The organism is Legionella yabuuchiae (genome assembly GCF_900640115.1).
Taxonomy (GTDB): domain Bacteria; phylum Pseudomonadota; class Gammaproteobacteria; order Legionellales; family Legionellaceae; genus Legionella_A; species Legionella_A yabuuchiae.
This window is the reverse complement of sequence record NZ_CAAAIW010000038.1, coordinates 1-15,281: the sequence shown is the minus strand read 5'-3', so window position 1 is coordinate 15,281 and position 15,281 is coordinate 1. Positions and strand designations below refer to the sequence as shown.

Sequence of the window (15,281 nt, the reverse complement as noted above, 5' to 3'; positions counted from 1 at the left end):
ATGTTGCCGAAATCAGCGTTCGGATCAGAGTGAAATCACCGTTCGGATAAAACCGAAATGGCCGTTTGAATGTTGCCGTAATCGGCGTTCGGATCAAGCCGAAATACACAGGCTAAGTAAGAAAAGCTAAATTAACTAGATATTTTTATAATCCTATCTGCCATTTTAATCGACTCCTCACGATGAGCAATAATAACCTGCGTTATATTTAGGCTTTTTAAAACTGCATTAATTTTAATTTCTGTTTCGATATCTAAATGACTGGTAGCCTCATCAAGAAATAAGATTTTCGGATTTTTATAAAGTGCTCTGGCAATCAAGACTCTTTGCTTTTGTCCTCCGGATAAAGTACTGCCTAAATCTCCTATAAGTGTTTCATATCCCATTGTCATTTTTAATATGTCTTCATGAATCTGTGCGATCTTGGCAACTTCATACACTCTGCCTATATCAATACTGGTATCCATGAAAGTGATGTTATCCAATATAGAACCGCTAATTAAAGTGTCATCCTGCATGACTGTAGCACATAAATTTCGGTATTTATTTAATCCTAAAGTTGATAAAGAAATGTCATCTATTAATATTTCACCTGCTGATGGTGAAATTAAACCCAGCATGATTTTTACTAGTGTTGTTTTACCAACGCCAGATGGGCCAGTAATTGCAATTTTTTCACCTCGTCTAATATGAAACGAGAGATCTTTTAATATCCAATTTTGATTTTCAGCATAACGATAGCTCAGATGACTGACTTTAATATCACCAAAAATTTCTTTTGTTAATTGCCTGGAGTTATCTTTTTTTTCAGTTGGTTGTAATAAAATATCCGCCACTCTATTTAATTGAACTGAAATTAACTTATAGTCGAATATCTTTTGTATAAAAGAAGATGATTTGTTAACCAAACTTTGTCGATATGCCAAAAAAGCCATTAACATACCAACAGAAAATTGATTTTTCATCACTAATACAGCACCAATCGTAATAACTAGAATGTGCTCAACGTTAAAAACAAAAATATTGCCAACATTATAAAGGATATTTACCCGTGAAATTTTGATATCTGCATTCATAGCCTTAATAAAGTGATTTTGCCATCCTTGAAACATAGATTTCTCTTTGGAATAAAGCTTAATTGACATGATGCTCTGAATAATTTCAAGAAATTTTGAATTCACTTGTGCATGCTCACTAATGGATAATTCAGTTTGTTTCTTGTGATGACGGTAGGCTGCAACCCTGATGCCTGTGTAGATGGTTAAAGCAAATAATACGATCAATGTTAGTTTTATGCTGTAAACTAACATAATCACCAAGGATAGAATAATGACAAACCCATCCAGTAAAGTATTGATAGAATCTGTTGTAATTTTACTTTGAATTTCATTAATTGAATGAAACCTGGATAAAATATCGCCTTTATGCCGCCGTTCAAAATAGCTATAGGGTATTTTGAGTAAATGATGCATTACGCCTGCTGAAAAATATTCAGCCATTCGATTTGTAAGATACACAACAAAATGACTTCTCATATACTCAATAAAGGTATGACAAAATGTTAAAACTAAAAAACCAAACACAACAATATACAAGTTACTAATATTATTAGAACTTGTAACACCATCTGTCACATACTGGATGAATAAAGGATTAATTAATATAAATACTTCTATTGCTAATGATAATAACAATAAAATAAATAGGCTATTTTTTAACCCTTTAATATTCTTGAACAGATCTAATAAAGACAACTTGTTCTGTGCTTGAATTGGTGAAAAATGCTCATTTTTATCCACCTCCAAAACAATACCGGTAAATGAATTAGACACTTCCTCAAAAGAAACTTTTCTTTCCCCAACCGCAGGATCATGTATAACAATATACTTACTATGGACTGATTTAAGGACTACAAAATGATTTAAATTCCAGTGCAGCACTGCTGGGTATTGAACTTGTTTTAGTTCCTCAACTTCGACTCTAATAGCCCTGGTGGTGAAATCTAATTTTTCAAATAAACGGACTAAATCCAGCATTGTTGAGCCATGCATTGAAGCTGTGTCCATAGCTCTTAATGAGAATAAGTCAATTTGATGCCCATGAAAGTTGCTAATCATTGCTACACAGGCCTGTCCGCATTCCGAGAATTGATCTTGTTTAAGTACTGGCAACTTCTTTTTACCGATGTTTAATATACTTTTTGCTATTGCTGTCATACAACTTGCGCTCCATAATAGCTATAGATTGGATCAAGAATCAATTGCCAGATTTTCTTTTTTTCCCCGGTAATAATGGCCGTAAGTGTCATCCCATGATTTAATTGCGCTTTTTTCCCGTAGGCTAAAATATAAGGGGCCTTTAATTCGGCTTTTACTTTGTAATAAGGTTCTCCGATATGAATCGGCTTATCCTCTTTTTCATCTGTTAAAATGGTCTGGTTGATTTCTTTAATAGTTGCCTCGTAAAAACCAAATCGCTGCGATGGATAAGCATCATATTTTAAGTTTATTATTTGCCCTGGCTTTAAAAATCCAATGTCTCTCGATGGGATATAAAGCCTTGCAATCAAGTTGGCCTGTGATGGAATGATCTGTAATAACGGTTTATATTGCTGAATTTTCTGGCCCCTACGATAAAATATATTGGTAACGATTCCATCTGAAGGAGCGGTGACTTGTTGAGTTAGGTTTTCTTTAAATTGTATTAGATCATACTCAGCGATTTTTAGTTTATTCTGTAACTCCAGTAGTGCTGACTCTGCATCTTTTAAATTAGAAACGGATATATATTGCTTTTCATATAGCTTAGATAAAGCTTGATAATGCTCCTTTTTAATTTGATATTCTCGCTTTAAATTAGCAATACGCTGATCATGATTGTTTATTTGTATTTCGCTGTTCATTGAAGAAGGATTAGTGATAATAAACAAAACCTGGCCTTTTTTTACTTTACTTCCTTCCTCAACATAGATTTGGTCAACTATTCCAGAAACGTCAGACTCTACAGAAATAATCCCATTTTCAGTATCAAGATAACCCCTAACAAAAGTTCTTTCTGAAATTTGAGCAACACAAAAAAATACCAATAAAACCAGAACAATACCTAAACCAACAAAACCAGCAACTCGATAATTTAAAGGAATGTTAATTCTGGCTATACCCAAACTTCTATGAATCCGATTGTTAATAACATCCTGCCTGAAAAGGGGACTTTTATTTTCCATAAGACAGCGCCTCTAAAAACGGATTTTCCTTAATGTTTAATATTTTGCTTATCCTTAATCCATTTCGACCAGCTTATATAATCATGTTCATCATAATTTTTATGGCTTAATTCCTTTAATATATGATAGGCAAAATCGTGATTATTGGGCTGTTTAAGTTTTAATAGCTCAATTAAGGTTTGTCCTGCTTGATTGATGACCTGCGTATGTGTCCCTGGATCTGATTTTATAATACCCAATAAAACATAGGCCGCTTTATTTCTATCTGTTACATAAGGATAATTTAATGCTTGAATAATCCTTTCAATTTTAAGATTATCCACTTTATGCTTAGCAGCAATTGCACCTAAAACTCGCATAACATTATTTCGAACCAAATCACTTGGATCATCAGTAAAATTTATTAGAAATTCAGCGATCTCCTGATGATGATTATCATTTGCCAATATAAAAATTGCGTCTCCTCGAACATTTTCATCAGCACTATGCTTTATAAGGTTTAATAACTCTTGTTTATTTTTGGCAACGCCTTCTTGCAATTTTGGCAGAATATTTTTAATTCCCTCTTCATCAAATCCCCAAGTGCAGTGTGTTGTAGGACAGGAGGTTTTTTTTAGATCGAGCTTATTTTCTCTGATAAGCTTCAAATTTTTTTCATCATACTCTTTCCATATCCTAAAAAGGTTTTTTGTTTCCTTGCCTGGCACAATTTTAATTGTACGAACAAGCTTCTTTTTACCCGGCATTCTATCTACATCACTCGCTTTGACTATATCAAGCGTACCAAAAATTTTTTGCTCAATAGGATAATATATAACAGATAGTTTAACGTCAGAAAAATCATCGATTTGCTTAATTCGTGCAATTATCCTTTCTTCAAATTTTAACCTATGAACCATATCTTTCTCACTCGGTTCAGTTATTAAATGGTTCATTTTTTTTGATTCATTTAAATATTGCTCAAACATTTTTGAACAACAAGTATAAATTTTCTGTCTAGTCTTTTCATCAACCCCAAAAATATCAAAATTTTCAGGGTTAGCGAATATTTTATTAGACAATAGTAATAACCCGAAGATAAACATTCCTAATTTTTTCATCATTACGCCACTCTTTTAACTTGATTTAAATAAACATGTTTATTAATATTTTCATCACAAATCTTTTGTGCCTTATCATCAAAATCTTTTGTTGATAATGTACTGCTTGATTGTTTCCAAGAAAAATCAAAGCGTTTTTGAATCATGAATTCAGCAAACATATCCATATAACATAATTCCGGCAGTATGTCCTCTACCCATAAAAACTGGCCTTGCTCGTTTAATTCCAGAAAAACAACATCATCATCTGGAGTTACAATAAAATCAAAGCAGCCAAAGACCACACCAGTTTCTTTCATAAATTGAATAATTTTATCTTTAATTGGTTGGGTTAACTCATAGGGGGAGAGTGCTAACTCATGACCAGGAATTTTCCGCCAGTCAGTTTGACCTTGTGAATGCTGTTGTGAATGAATTTTAACTGCACTAATATGGGATCCAAAGCAAGTCACTCTTAACTCAAACTTTTTCTCTATATACTTTTGATATATACCTGGCACGACTTGTAACATCTCATCAGAGGGTAAATCTTTTAAAGAAATTTTATCTGTATATAACAGCCTCATGCCATTATTATCAGCCCAGTAATGGGGCGCAAAAGGTTTATATATGACCCCATCATTTTTTGAATTTTTAAGGAAGTTTTTTATATCTTCTGGGGAGTTTGATATTAATGTCTCTGGTAATTTTAAACCGCATTTTTGAGCTAATTTTAATTGTGTTATTTTGGAGCGCGTTTTATATGTCGATTCGATAGGATTTACCCACCAGGCATTATCATTAAGCATGTAAGGAATTGAATCATGATACATGGCATTTTCTTTCTGGACAAATCGCTTATCATCTTCATGGATATGATCAGGGATATGGGGCCTTCGAGGTCTTCTCCACCAGATGGAATCAATACTGTTTAAATCCCATTCTATCTTATCATTTTCATTATTCTTCGTATTCCAGAGGTTTTCACCATTTGAAAAATAGAGATTATTTTTTTGGATACTTGGCATATCTGCACTAAAAAATAAATTACTTTTGTACCCCTTTTGTTCTAAAGCAAGATGGACTAATACTGCGTGAATATCATCTGGTTCTGTCATAATTAAAACAGTCATTTTTGTAACTCCTTAAATCTTTAAAATGGGTCTTTTTTTAAAAAAGACTCATAATTGAATCAACTAATGAATTGTTAATCCCATATCTGATCTGCTTCAGCATCCAAATTTCCTGGAAAAGATCCTGTTCCTCGTTGAGTATGTTGACAGGTTAAATTCACTGAGCCACCCGATATTTTCATCAGATCTTCATTGCTTAACTCTTTAGAGGTGTAATAACCCAGGACTCTTGTTTTTTTTTCCATATTTATCTCCATTAATAATTAATCGTAATAGACATCTTCAGTCTCATCATAACCCGGTGGATAATTTGTTTTTCGCCTAACTTTTTGTATCGTTAGCTTGTTTGAGCCACCTGAGATTTCGTATAGCTTATCGGTTGGTACTGCTTTAGCTTTTATATAAGCTAAAGATCTTTCTTTTGTTTCCATCACAACCTCTTATTAATCCCAACGAATATCGCCACCAACATCCCAATTACGATGCTGATCGACAGTTTCTTTGGTAGTATAAGATGTAGTACCTGTCATCGAGCCACCGCTAATTTCTTTTAGCTCGTCATTTTGAATCACTAGTGCTTTTTTAAAAGCAAGTGTCCGCTCTTTATGATTTGATTTATTCATTTTTACTCCTTTATATGTTTACTATCTTCATTTACAAGCTATCTAAGAAGCTGCTAATGCTTAACAAACTTGATAGGTAGATTCTTATTCTTTTCAGAAAATAAGAATTCTTTAATTTAAAATATGAAATGTATTATCGTATTAACTCTTTCAACAAATCGTCCATAAAGGAATCATTTTCAATCCCGTTAGATTCGTGATACGCCGACCATCCAGGTGATGGGTTGGCTTCTAATACAACGTAACCACTGTCAGACTTGATAAAATCAATTCCCATTAATGTATTTTCTTCATTTTCGGTTACCGCAAAGCAAAATGCTTTGAGCTCATCAGAAAATTCTTTAAAATCAATAAGTGAAAAAAAGTTGTCGTCATAACGGTAATCAACACTAACCTTTTCCAGCGATAATTTGCCATAAACCTTTTTATTAACAACATGTACTCGCAGATCATTCCCTTTTACTTTTTCCTGGAATAAAGTAGGTATATTAGATAAACTCGCCTGCTTCCAGGAAAAGAAATCTGCGTCATCAACGACTATTGAACGAATACCGGAAAGAGACTTCACAATATAGGATTTATTGCTGGGAAGGTTCGCCAACCCATTTTTTCCCTTAATGACATAACTTTTGCCAATAGAAATATTATCGTGATGCTTACTGGCTTCCCTTAATGAACTATTTAATTGATATAGTTTTGATTCATTATTGTGTTGTTGTTTGGGGGCACAAATAACTCTGCCTTCCCAAGTGTCAACAAAATTGTAAAATTCACCCATCATCATCCAGTATGGATCGGCTCTATCTATCTGACAGCCTCGTATATACAAATTTCTTGGGTGTATTTTGAATTGTTCAATATCATTTTTACGATATATAAAATAACTTTCAGAATTGTTTTGAATATAAGTCCATTTTTTGTGAAGATCTTCATAATAAAAAACAAGGATCTTATCTTTCTCATCAATAGCATGCTCAAGATTTAACAGAACTTTATCTTTCTTTGGGCCAAAAGCAATAGTATTTACGAATAGGTCTGGCATATCCTTTACATTTGAATAATCTATTTCAACAAATGGCTGATGTGATTTATCAAGTCTGCCTCCATTGATTTCAGGCCTATGACTTGAGCTAATAAAAGTGGCTAATTGAGACATTTAGAACTCTCCTCTACTAAATGCTTCTGCATATAACCATCAAACCCAGGATTTGTTACAGACTGAATCACATCTATATTAATACAGCCAAATGTTATCTGATCATCATTAATGAATAATAAAAGTTCAAATATAAAATAATTAAATAAGCTACGAATTTGTGGCAAAACATTCCTGATTCTATCTTGCTGCTCTTCACTTAATTGTTCATCAAACGTTATTAAATCTTTTTCACCAATAGATAAGACAAACAAAGGCATACCATTAGGTTTAACAAAGCGAAAACCTGTTTCTTGTTCATTGTAAGTCTGATGAGTAGACCAATTTAAACAGTCAAATATATTTGAATGAACCACATTCTTTTCATCAGACAAAAACTTATAACCCGGACTTCCCCAGTAATATTTTGGGATAGATATCCCTTTGATGTTTTTAACCATCTGCCATTGCTGAGGTAGTGTCTTAAAACGCTCACAAATCCCATTGATAGCTTGATTCTGTGGACTTAAAAAGGCATTCAAAGCAAATCCTAAATAGGCTTCGAACTCTCTTTGAGCATAATCCTGATCTTCTTTACGAAAGTTTTGAAATAAACGTTCTTCAATGTTGATCACCCTGTTTAATATATAATGAGAGTTATTGGAATACTGATTTCCTTGACTATCATGCCACTCAATCACCGGACCATTTTTATCTAACTTATCTCTTATATCGAAGTTGTCTAATAACTCCTGAATATAAATGATATCTATTAATGAATTTAAGAAATCACTTTCCCGAATCCATTTTGTAATTGCCTCATCCTTATGAGATGAGGCAACAAGTAGTTTTTTCTCAGACATATCAGAATCTATACGCAATTTTTTTGTTATTCATACTATTCATCATGGTCAAACCTGATTCACAACCATCCTTAGAAGAATCCTTACCACCTTCCTTGCCTTCACTACCACCTTCCTTGCCATCACTGTACATGCCAAAAAAGATTTCAATTACATTTTCCATTTTATTTTGGTCTTGCATTATACTTCTCCATTATCTTTTAATGATTTCACCACCAATTACATTGCCACCAACTTTTGAGTCACCTCGGATATATACTTTTCCATGGCCGTCATCAAAAACAATATCCCCACTTACTTCAGAGTTATTCTCAAGAATGACTTCCTGAGTTTTATTGTCTGTATGATGAATTTGTAAGTTTTCATTTATTTTTGAGTTAATCAGACGAATTGAACTTGAAAAAATATCCAGTGATTTCTCAAATATCGATAAAGATGCTTTTAGCGATCCTTTTATTTCAGCATTTTGGTTAACAACACATTGAATCAATACTGCACTTCCATTAACGTTTAACGATGCAAAGTTCGCATCATCAGCATTCAACATGCCATTAACAAGGGTTGCACCTTCTACTGTTGTGCCGTTTACTGTCACCATTCCATTTCCAGATAAACTTCCAACTGTCCCTTTTCCACATGTCACGCTACCAGGCGCATGTTTGCATACATCTGCATTTACAGCTGTTACAGCGCTTGTGAGCATCAATGCGGAAATTATTTTTTTAAACTTCATTTTAATTATCTCCTTTCATTGTCCATTCATTAAAGTTGCGAGGTTGAACACATTTTTACAAACTTCTGAGTTAATAAACCTGTTTTCCATTAATTCCGAGGATGCTTTCCTTTTCTCCTCCTCGAGGTGGGACTTTTCGAATGTTCCATCTATTCTTAAAATTCCTGTTCCATTTATAGACTGGACTTGTTCTAATCCATTAAGTTTTCTCACTACATTTATCAAGGCAATACAGATAGGTAATCCTGCACTTCTTGCATCTTTAACGCTCCAATTATTTCCTGTTGAAATAAGTCGGTATTCAAAATTTTTTAATACTTCATATGATTTTTTCAATGAACTCATAATTTCAATATTTCTTTTAAAAATTCTTTCTAAAGAGAATGCTATTATCCCCTGAGAGCTAACGCTAAAATTTAACCTTTTCAAAACCATTAATTCAATTTTTACAACCAAAGCTTTCTCTTCCGATGTGTAACCTGGAATAAAAACATCTATGCATATATCATCAGATTTTGTTATTTTCGAGTCTGTTAAATTTCTTTGCATTAATATTGTCATTACATTCTCTTAATTATAAACATGTGGCATAATAAGCTTTAAAAATATCACTTTATTCATTTTTCGAATAAATAATATTCTTTAATTGAATGCATGTCAATGGCTTTATTTAATTTATGAATAATTTTTTTTTAGGTGTGGGATTAAATAGTTTCCAAGATAAAAATATCCCAAAACTTGAGTATAGCCAGTCTGACTGTTATAGAGTTAAACGCACTCTAGATATTTTTGTTGATACAAAGGATTCAAAGCTTTATATAAATCAAAAAGCAACAAAGAAAAATATTGTTGATAATTTAAATCAACTACCTTCAAATATTGAATATTTATTTGTATTTATTTCTAGCCATGGAAAACGAATAAATAAAACTTCATATATTTTCTGTTATGACACCCGCCTCGATATGTTACCCTCTTCAGCTTTAGATGTTTCGGAGCTCATTCAAGTATTGAGCAAAAGCAGAATCAAAAATATATATCTAATAATTGATTGCTGTGAAATGCAATTCCCAAGAGCGAAACTAAATAATCAAATTTCTGTTATTACACCTAAACAAAACCTCTCCTATGAAGATACTTTCCATAAACAGAGCTTATTTGCAAAAGCAATCATAAAGTACATTAAAAAACATTATTCAAAACAATTTACTAATTTTGCGTCAAATAAATACAATAAACTAAGAAAGCAAATTTTTTCAAAATCGCTCACAACATCCTTTATATATATTTATGGTGACTCAGGAGTCGGAAAAAGCCACTTCCTTAGGCAGGTCGAAGAAAATGAAGAATTCACGTTTTATGTATCAATACCAAAACTAGATAACTTAACTTATGATATTGTACTTACGCTGATTAGTGAAAAAATCATATCAAACTATGATGAGGATCTCATGAATTCAAAGGATACCAACCCAGGAAGATTTATTCGATTCTATTGTAATAACAATCCTCATTGCCAATTACTCATTGATCACTTCGACCATCTAAATGAACAACAAGCAAGCCGTTTAATACAGTTTCTAAAAGAAATTCCTGCCACTAAATTGATAGCATCTTCCAGAATATTGAATAAAGAAAATTCTATTAATTATTTCAAATTTCCTCAATTGACATCAAAAGATATTGCTGAATTAGCTAAAGAATTCCCAAATTTAATTAATAAATTAAATCCCCAAAAACTTTACTCTCATAAAAACTACATTGACTTATTAAGCTTCATTTATGAACACAATACACAACAGCAAAGCGATGGTTTATTGTTAACCAAAGAATTTAAAAATGCTTATAAAGCCATTGCTATATCAGGAGGCTTTATAAATCTGGATAAGTTTTCAGTCATTTTTAACCTACCAACTTATATATTTAATAATTTAATAAGCTTAGGAATATTAATCCAGCATGAGTCATTTTTTTATCCTCACGATAAAATTTATGAGGTTGAAATATCTGAACCAGAATTTAAAAGTTACCAAGAGAATGCAAAAACATACTGGAAATGCGAAATAGAAAGTAATACAAAAAATACCAAAGCTCTTCATAGCTACATTTTACTTATTAAAACTTTTGACCTTAAGTTTAATAGTAAAGAATGCTCTTTTTATAAAAAACTCATATTGACCCTGAAGGGTCGGCAAAATACATACTATTTGTTAATTGTTTATAAATACCTATCTCGACATTCAATTTCAGACTCTTTAAAGGTCGTATTATGCGAAGCGCTGATTGATATTGGTAAATTTGATGAAGCATTTTACTTAATTTCAACTTCACATCAACCTAGCTTAACTATTTTAGAACTAGAAACTGAACTACTGTGGTGGAAAGGCCAGTTTACCCAATGCATTAATATTTCCAGCGCTTTAATCAAAAAGAACAACATACCTAACACTAACTTATTATGTTCTAGAGGTATTGGATATTTCTTTTTAGGGAAATGGGACAAGTCACAAAAAGATTTAATTACCGTCATACAAAAAGCGCCATTATATGATTTAAAGCAACGATATATATCCTATTGTGTTCTTGCTACTATCCAGGGAATTAGAGGCACCGATTTTTTAAATTGCTCAAAAAACTTTATAGAAGCAATAAAGATCGCAAAAAAATCAGGTAAATTATCTTGGATTTCTTTAATATATGGCAACATGGGTGAAATCTTATGGAAAGGCTCTCTATATAAAGAAGCAACTGATGTTTTGGGTATGGCTAAGCATCTTGCATATTTAACTGATAATAAAACGCTACTTTTAGAGATCAATAGAAATCTATTACATACTTATCATCGCGCTGGAAATTTATCTGATTTAGAAAAACTTATTCCTGAGTTAGAATTAATATTTAAAGACTCATCAGATAACTATGTTAAAATGCAAATTATTAATAGCCTTATCACGCATTATATCTTTATAAAAAATCATGAATATTTATCATTAGTCGACAGTGCCATTAATCTTACCCAAAACAATAATGAATACTATATATATTCATTATCAAACCTTTCTCTTATCACCCTCATAACCAGCACAAGTCCAACCCTTGCTATAGGCTCAATGAATAAGGCATTAGACTTATGTTATAAAGGAAAAAATTGGCTTGCTATTAAACAATGTTTAGATGACTGGGACCAGTGCATTGACATTTATAAGCTCAACCACTCTTTATCAAAACAAGTCTTTCAAAAATGGCATCTAATGCTTGAAAAAGAGTTAACACCATACCTTCATCATCTTTTTGATTTGCACGCATATCTTCTACAGCATTAAATAGAATTGTAGCCAAATGAACATTTACAGTTGGGTCAGCTGCCAAATTATGGTTTGAGCAAAATTCATCTAGCTTCTCATAAATGTATGGTATCAAATTAACGGTAGCTTTTTTTTCTGTTGATTTTTTTGACAAGGAATCTTCTATCTCAGTAATACCATCCTCATTGAGTAGTTCAGAAATTGGAACATGCAAAACTTTAGATATTTTAGATAACATATCTACCGTCATTTGAGTTTCACCTCGCTCAATACGACCAACTCGTTGGTAATCAATGCCAACCTTCTCCGCTAGTGAATTGAGCGACATCCCTTTAGATCGCCTAACGTCTCTTAACTTCAAAAGAATTTTGTTGTCATTTGGGGCATCATCTGACATAACTTTTCCTCAATATTCGGCATTATTGTTAAAAACTGTTCTACATCTTCGAAAAATGGATAATGGCCTGTACCTTTTAGCACATATGTTCTATCTTTCATTACCTCATGATCACAGTAAAATACATCCTGCTCACCAACGACTCTAATCATAGGAACATCTGAATTATTAACTAATGAATGCTCATCAAATGATTGTACCTGCTCACTTATAGCATTACACGATGAAACATTAAAAGAAACATCAAAAGGTAATGAGTTTTTCTTGCTATTTACATAAAATGGATAAATTAACCTGAACAACTCAGAACCATCAGACGAGTCTTGAGAAAGCGCAATAATTTTTTGTAAAGTAGGTTCTGGTACCTGACTTGTAAGTTGTGCCAAAGCCATTTTCCAACTATCAATAGTAAATGGTATGGGGTTTAGCATTATAATAGCTTTTAAATTATTATTATTTCTTTCAAGAACCCTTAGCGCAAGATAATTTCCAAATGAGTGAGTTATTAAGCCAAAATCCTCTTTGTTACCTGTTTCACCTTCAAGTTGCTCAATCATTTCTATTATTGTTGGGGTAGGTTTCACTGAGCCTGGAGCACCAAACGGTTCATAAAAGCGTAGATCAAATCCCCTGAAGATATTTGGCAATGAATTTTTTAAATAAACATTACCTAAACCAGGCCCACCAGGCACAACGACCCACTTGAGGTTATTAAACATCATGTGCTCCCTTCTTTATAAAATTAAAATAAACAAGGCCTATTTGAACAAATGAGTCAGGATCTTCATACCATTTATTAATTTCATAAATAACCTCATCTGAACAGTTGGTTATCTGGCAAGTAGCCAACATATATCTATAATATTTTTCTTTATAATTTGGTAATAAACTGGGAACATAATAATATTGCCGCTCTTTTAAAGCGAAACCATGTTCCTTGAGCTCATATTCCAAATAATCATTAACATTCCTTCTCGCAGTACTCGGACTCAATACATCTCTATGTTTAATTAAATGCTCATTGAACGCTGGCAGATCTTTGGATAAATAAAACAAATCATCGTAAGGCTCTATAATAACCAGCTCAGTTTGATCATTTGTTTTTTCGGCAAGATTGAAAAAGAAAGCTTCCCGATCTTCTAGTTGATGGACAATCAGTCTTAAAATAATCAGATCATAATCCGACTCTAAGTCATTAACACTGCCTAACTTAAATTTAAGATTTTCTTTCTCTTTACTAACTGACATATCAAGCAAATCTTTACAAATATCATATCCCTCATATACCGGCCTTGGAAAACTACCACATACCTTTATTAAATACTCCCCACTCCCAGAACCTATCTCAACAATTTTTGACATTGCATCTAGATTAAGTTTTTGATAGAAAGCTTTTTCAAAGGGAAAGCACATATCAACCTGTTCACTCAACATATTTGAATACGCTTTATAATTGATGAACATAAAAAAACACCATCACATTAAAATAATGAATACATAATAATCAAATATTGACGTATTTTCAATATTTGATTATTATGTATTCTTGAAATTATTGAATAAATAATTTAATGTCTTAAATTTTTTGATTATAAGGAGTTAATTATGCCCTCCTAAGCCATATTCAGGATGATGCAGGACTTATAAAATCAACAGTCCTGCATTCGTGTTCATAGTGTTTTTATCAACAAGTACATCAAAAATAACCACCTTTCTGTTAAAAACAAGTAGAATAATACCAGCTACAATACATAACGCACCCCAAAAAAGGAAAGTTTCTTGATAAACTAATATAGAAGGATAATTATCAGATACAGATAAAACATTTTTGCCTTCAAATAGTATATCCACCAAACCACCCAAATAACTTGAAAAAGCCATAAATAAGTACCATGCGCCCATTACAGTATTTTTTAAGCCTTTTGGTGCATGAAGATTTAGTGCATGTAAAATAGGCGGAGACAAGCAGATTTCTCCAGCTCCAATACAAATATAGCCAAGAATAATAAAAAACAAGCAAACAAATTGAGTTTTTTCATTACAAATAAAGCTAGATACTAAAAAAAACAAAAAGCCTAATCCACCCGTTATGATCCCATAAGACAGTTTACTTACTATATTTGGTCTAATATTTTTATTTGATAATTTTTTCCATAGAAATTGAAATATTGGCGCGGTTAAAATTAAGAAAAAAGGATTAAGTGAAGCAAAAACTGAAGTTGGAATGTTTATTCCATAGATTGACTTATCTACATATCTATCAAGATAAAATGTTAATGCGCTTCCAACCTGGAGGCTTGCAGCAAAAAATATCATACAAAAAACTAACAGCCCTAACAAAGCTATTAAGTTTCTCCTACCGAGATCTGGTTGCTTTTTGTAGATGCTATAAAACATATAGAAAAATAACATTACCAATATAAAAATAAAATTATGAAAAGCATTATATTGCTTGATTATGAACAATGTTAGGAGAAATGTAATTAAGATCATGAAATAACCCTTGCAATCACTACTATTACCTTCGTTCATAAAACTCAGTATTAGCTTCCGACGAAAACCAATTATAAAAGAAACAACAAATAATCCGAGAGAGCTTAAGTAGAAGCAATAACTAAATTTAATAAAATTTAAAAATAAAAAACCAAATATCAATGGTGAAGCTAAGGCACCTAAATTAAGTACAACATAGAAATGATCCTGCCCTAATATGACGGACACCCTGCTAAGAGAGTAAAATCTAAAGCAGAGGTGAAAAATGAACAATAATAAATCAGAACAAAAAGTAGT

Annotated in this window: 17 protein-coding genes; 1 reads left to right on the top strand and 16 read right to left on the bottom strand. The window is 32.2% G+C overall.

The genetic code is table 11. From position 1 onward, the window contains the following. Positions 1–131: 131 nt before the first annotated feature. The 12 genes from E1O47_RS11305 to E1O47_RS11255 all read right to left on the bottom strand — a co-directional run bounded on the left by E1O47_RS11305 (position 132) and on the right by E1O47_RS11255 (position 9,350). Positions 132–2,216: a peptidase domain-containing ABC transporter gene (locus E1O47_RS11305; protein ID WP_133131370.1), complete on the bottom strand. Its 2,085-nt coding sequence runs from the start codon at positions 2,214–2,216 to the stop codon at positions 132–134. Then, on the bottom strand, positions 2,213–3,223 hold the full coding sequence (locus E1O47_RS11300; protein WP_133131369.1) for an HlyD family secretion protein: 1,011 nt from the start codon (positions 3,221–3,223) through the stop codon (positions 2,213–2,215). The genes E1O47_RS11305 and E1O47_RS11300 overlap by 4 nt, the downstream gene beginning before the upstream one ends. A gap of 29 nt (positions 3,224–3,252) precedes the next feature. Beyond that, a complete protein-coding gene (locus E1O47_RS11295) occupies positions 3,253–4,326 on the bottom strand; it encodes a HEAT repeat domain-containing protein (RefSeq protein ID WP_133131368.1) in 1,074 nt (357 codons plus the stop codon). Continuing rightward, entirely contained in the window at positions 4,326–5,435 is a 1,110-nt protein-coding gene (locus E1O47_RS11290) for an MvdC/MvdD family ATP grasp protein (RefSeq protein ID WP_133131367.1), read from the bottom strand. The genes E1O47_RS11295 and E1O47_RS11290 overlap by 1 nt, the downstream gene beginning before the upstream one ends. A gap of 74 nt (positions 5,436–5,509) precedes the next feature. Then, complete coding sequence (locus E1O47_RS11285) at positions 5,510–5,680, bottom strand: bacteriocin (protein WP_165475112.1); 171 nt, start codon at positions 5,678–5,680, stop codon at positions 5,510–5,512. An 18-nt stretch (positions 5,681–5,698) separates the two neighbouring features. Next, positions 5,699–5,866, bottom strand: coding sequence for a hypothetical protein (locus E1O47_RS12320; protein WP_165475111.1), 168 nt, complete (start codon positions 5,864–5,866; stop codon positions 5,699–5,701). Between the two features lie 12 nt (positions 5,867–5,878). Next, the gene (locus tag E1O47_RS11280) at positions 5,879–6,058 is read right to left on the bottom strand and encodes a hypothetical protein (RefSeq protein ID WP_133131365.1); all 180 of its coding nucleotides are present in this window, start codon (positions 6,056–6,058) and stop codon (positions 5,879–5,881) included. A gap of 133 nt (positions 6,059–6,191) precedes the next feature. Beyond that, entirely contained in the window at positions 6,192–7,214 is a 1,023-nt protein-coding gene (locus tag E1O47_RS11275) for an ATP-grasp domain-containing protein (RefSeq protein ID WP_133131364.1), read from the bottom strand. Beyond that, entirely contained in the window at positions 7,202–8,056 is an 855-nt protein-coding gene (locus E1O47_RS11270) for a hypothetical protein (protein ID WP_133131363.1), read from the bottom strand. The genes E1O47_RS11275 and E1O47_RS11270 overlap by 13 nt, the downstream gene beginning before the upstream one ends. Before the next feature lies 1 nt (position 8,057). Then, the gene (locus E1O47_RS11265) at positions 8,058–8,237 is read right to left on the bottom strand and encodes a hypothetical protein (protein ID WP_133131362.1); all 180 of its coding nucleotides are present in this window, start codon (positions 8,235–8,237) and stop codon (positions 8,058–8,060) included. Positions 8,238–8,249: 12 nt separating this feature from the next. Next, complete coding sequence (locus E1O47_RS11260) at positions 8,250–8,789, bottom strand: hypothetical protein (RefSeq protein WP_133131361.1); 540 nt, start codon at positions 8,787–8,789, stop codon at positions 8,250–8,252. A gap of 15 nt (positions 8,790–8,804) precedes the next feature. After that, positions 8,805–9,350 (bottom strand): hypothetical protein, encoded by a 546-nt coding sequence (locus E1O47_RS11255; protein ID WP_133131360.1) that lies wholly within the window; start codon positions 9,348–9,350, stop codon positions 8,805–8,807. A 116-nt stretch (positions 9,351–9,466) separates the two neighbouring features. On the opposite strand from E1O47_RS11255, the gene E1O47_RS11250 reads away from it, so the two are divergent. Further along, positions 9,467–12,112, top strand: a complete 2,646-nt coding sequence (locus tag E1O47_RS11250; protein ID WP_133131359.1) for a caspase family protein — start codon at positions 9,467–9,469, stop codon at positions 12,110–12,112. On the opposite strand, the gene E1O47_RS11245 is transcribed toward E1O47_RS11250, so the two are convergent. The 4 genes from E1O47_RS11245 to E1O47_RS11230 form a co-directional block, all read right to left on the bottom strand. Beyond that, a complete protein-coding gene (locus E1O47_RS11245; protein ID WP_133131358.1) occupies positions 11,997–12,491 on the bottom strand; it encodes a helix-turn-helix domain-containing protein in 495 nt (164 codons plus the stop codon). The two genes, E1O47_RS11250 and E1O47_RS11245, sit on opposite strands and share 116 nt — an antisense overlap. Further along, positions 12,452–13,213 (bottom strand): alpha/beta fold hydrolase, encoded by a 762-nt coding sequence (locus E1O47_RS11240; protein WP_133131357.1) that lies wholly within the window; start codon positions 13,211–13,213, stop codon positions 12,452–12,454. The genes E1O47_RS11245 and E1O47_RS11240 overlap by 40 nt, the downstream gene beginning before the upstream one ends. Beyond that, entirely contained in the window at positions 13,203–13,955 is a 753-nt protein-coding gene (locus E1O47_RS11235; protein WP_133131356.1) for a class I SAM-dependent methyltransferase, read from the bottom strand. Before E1O47_RS11235 ends, E1O47_RS11240 begins: the two co-directional genes overlap by 11 nt. 177 nt (positions 13,956–14,132) lie before the next feature. Next, positions 14,133–15,281, bottom strand: a 1,149-nt coding sequence (locus tag E1O47_RS11230; RefSeq protein WP_133131355.1) for a POT-type proton-dependent oligopeptide transporter, incomplete at its 5' end; no start/stop codon positions are given.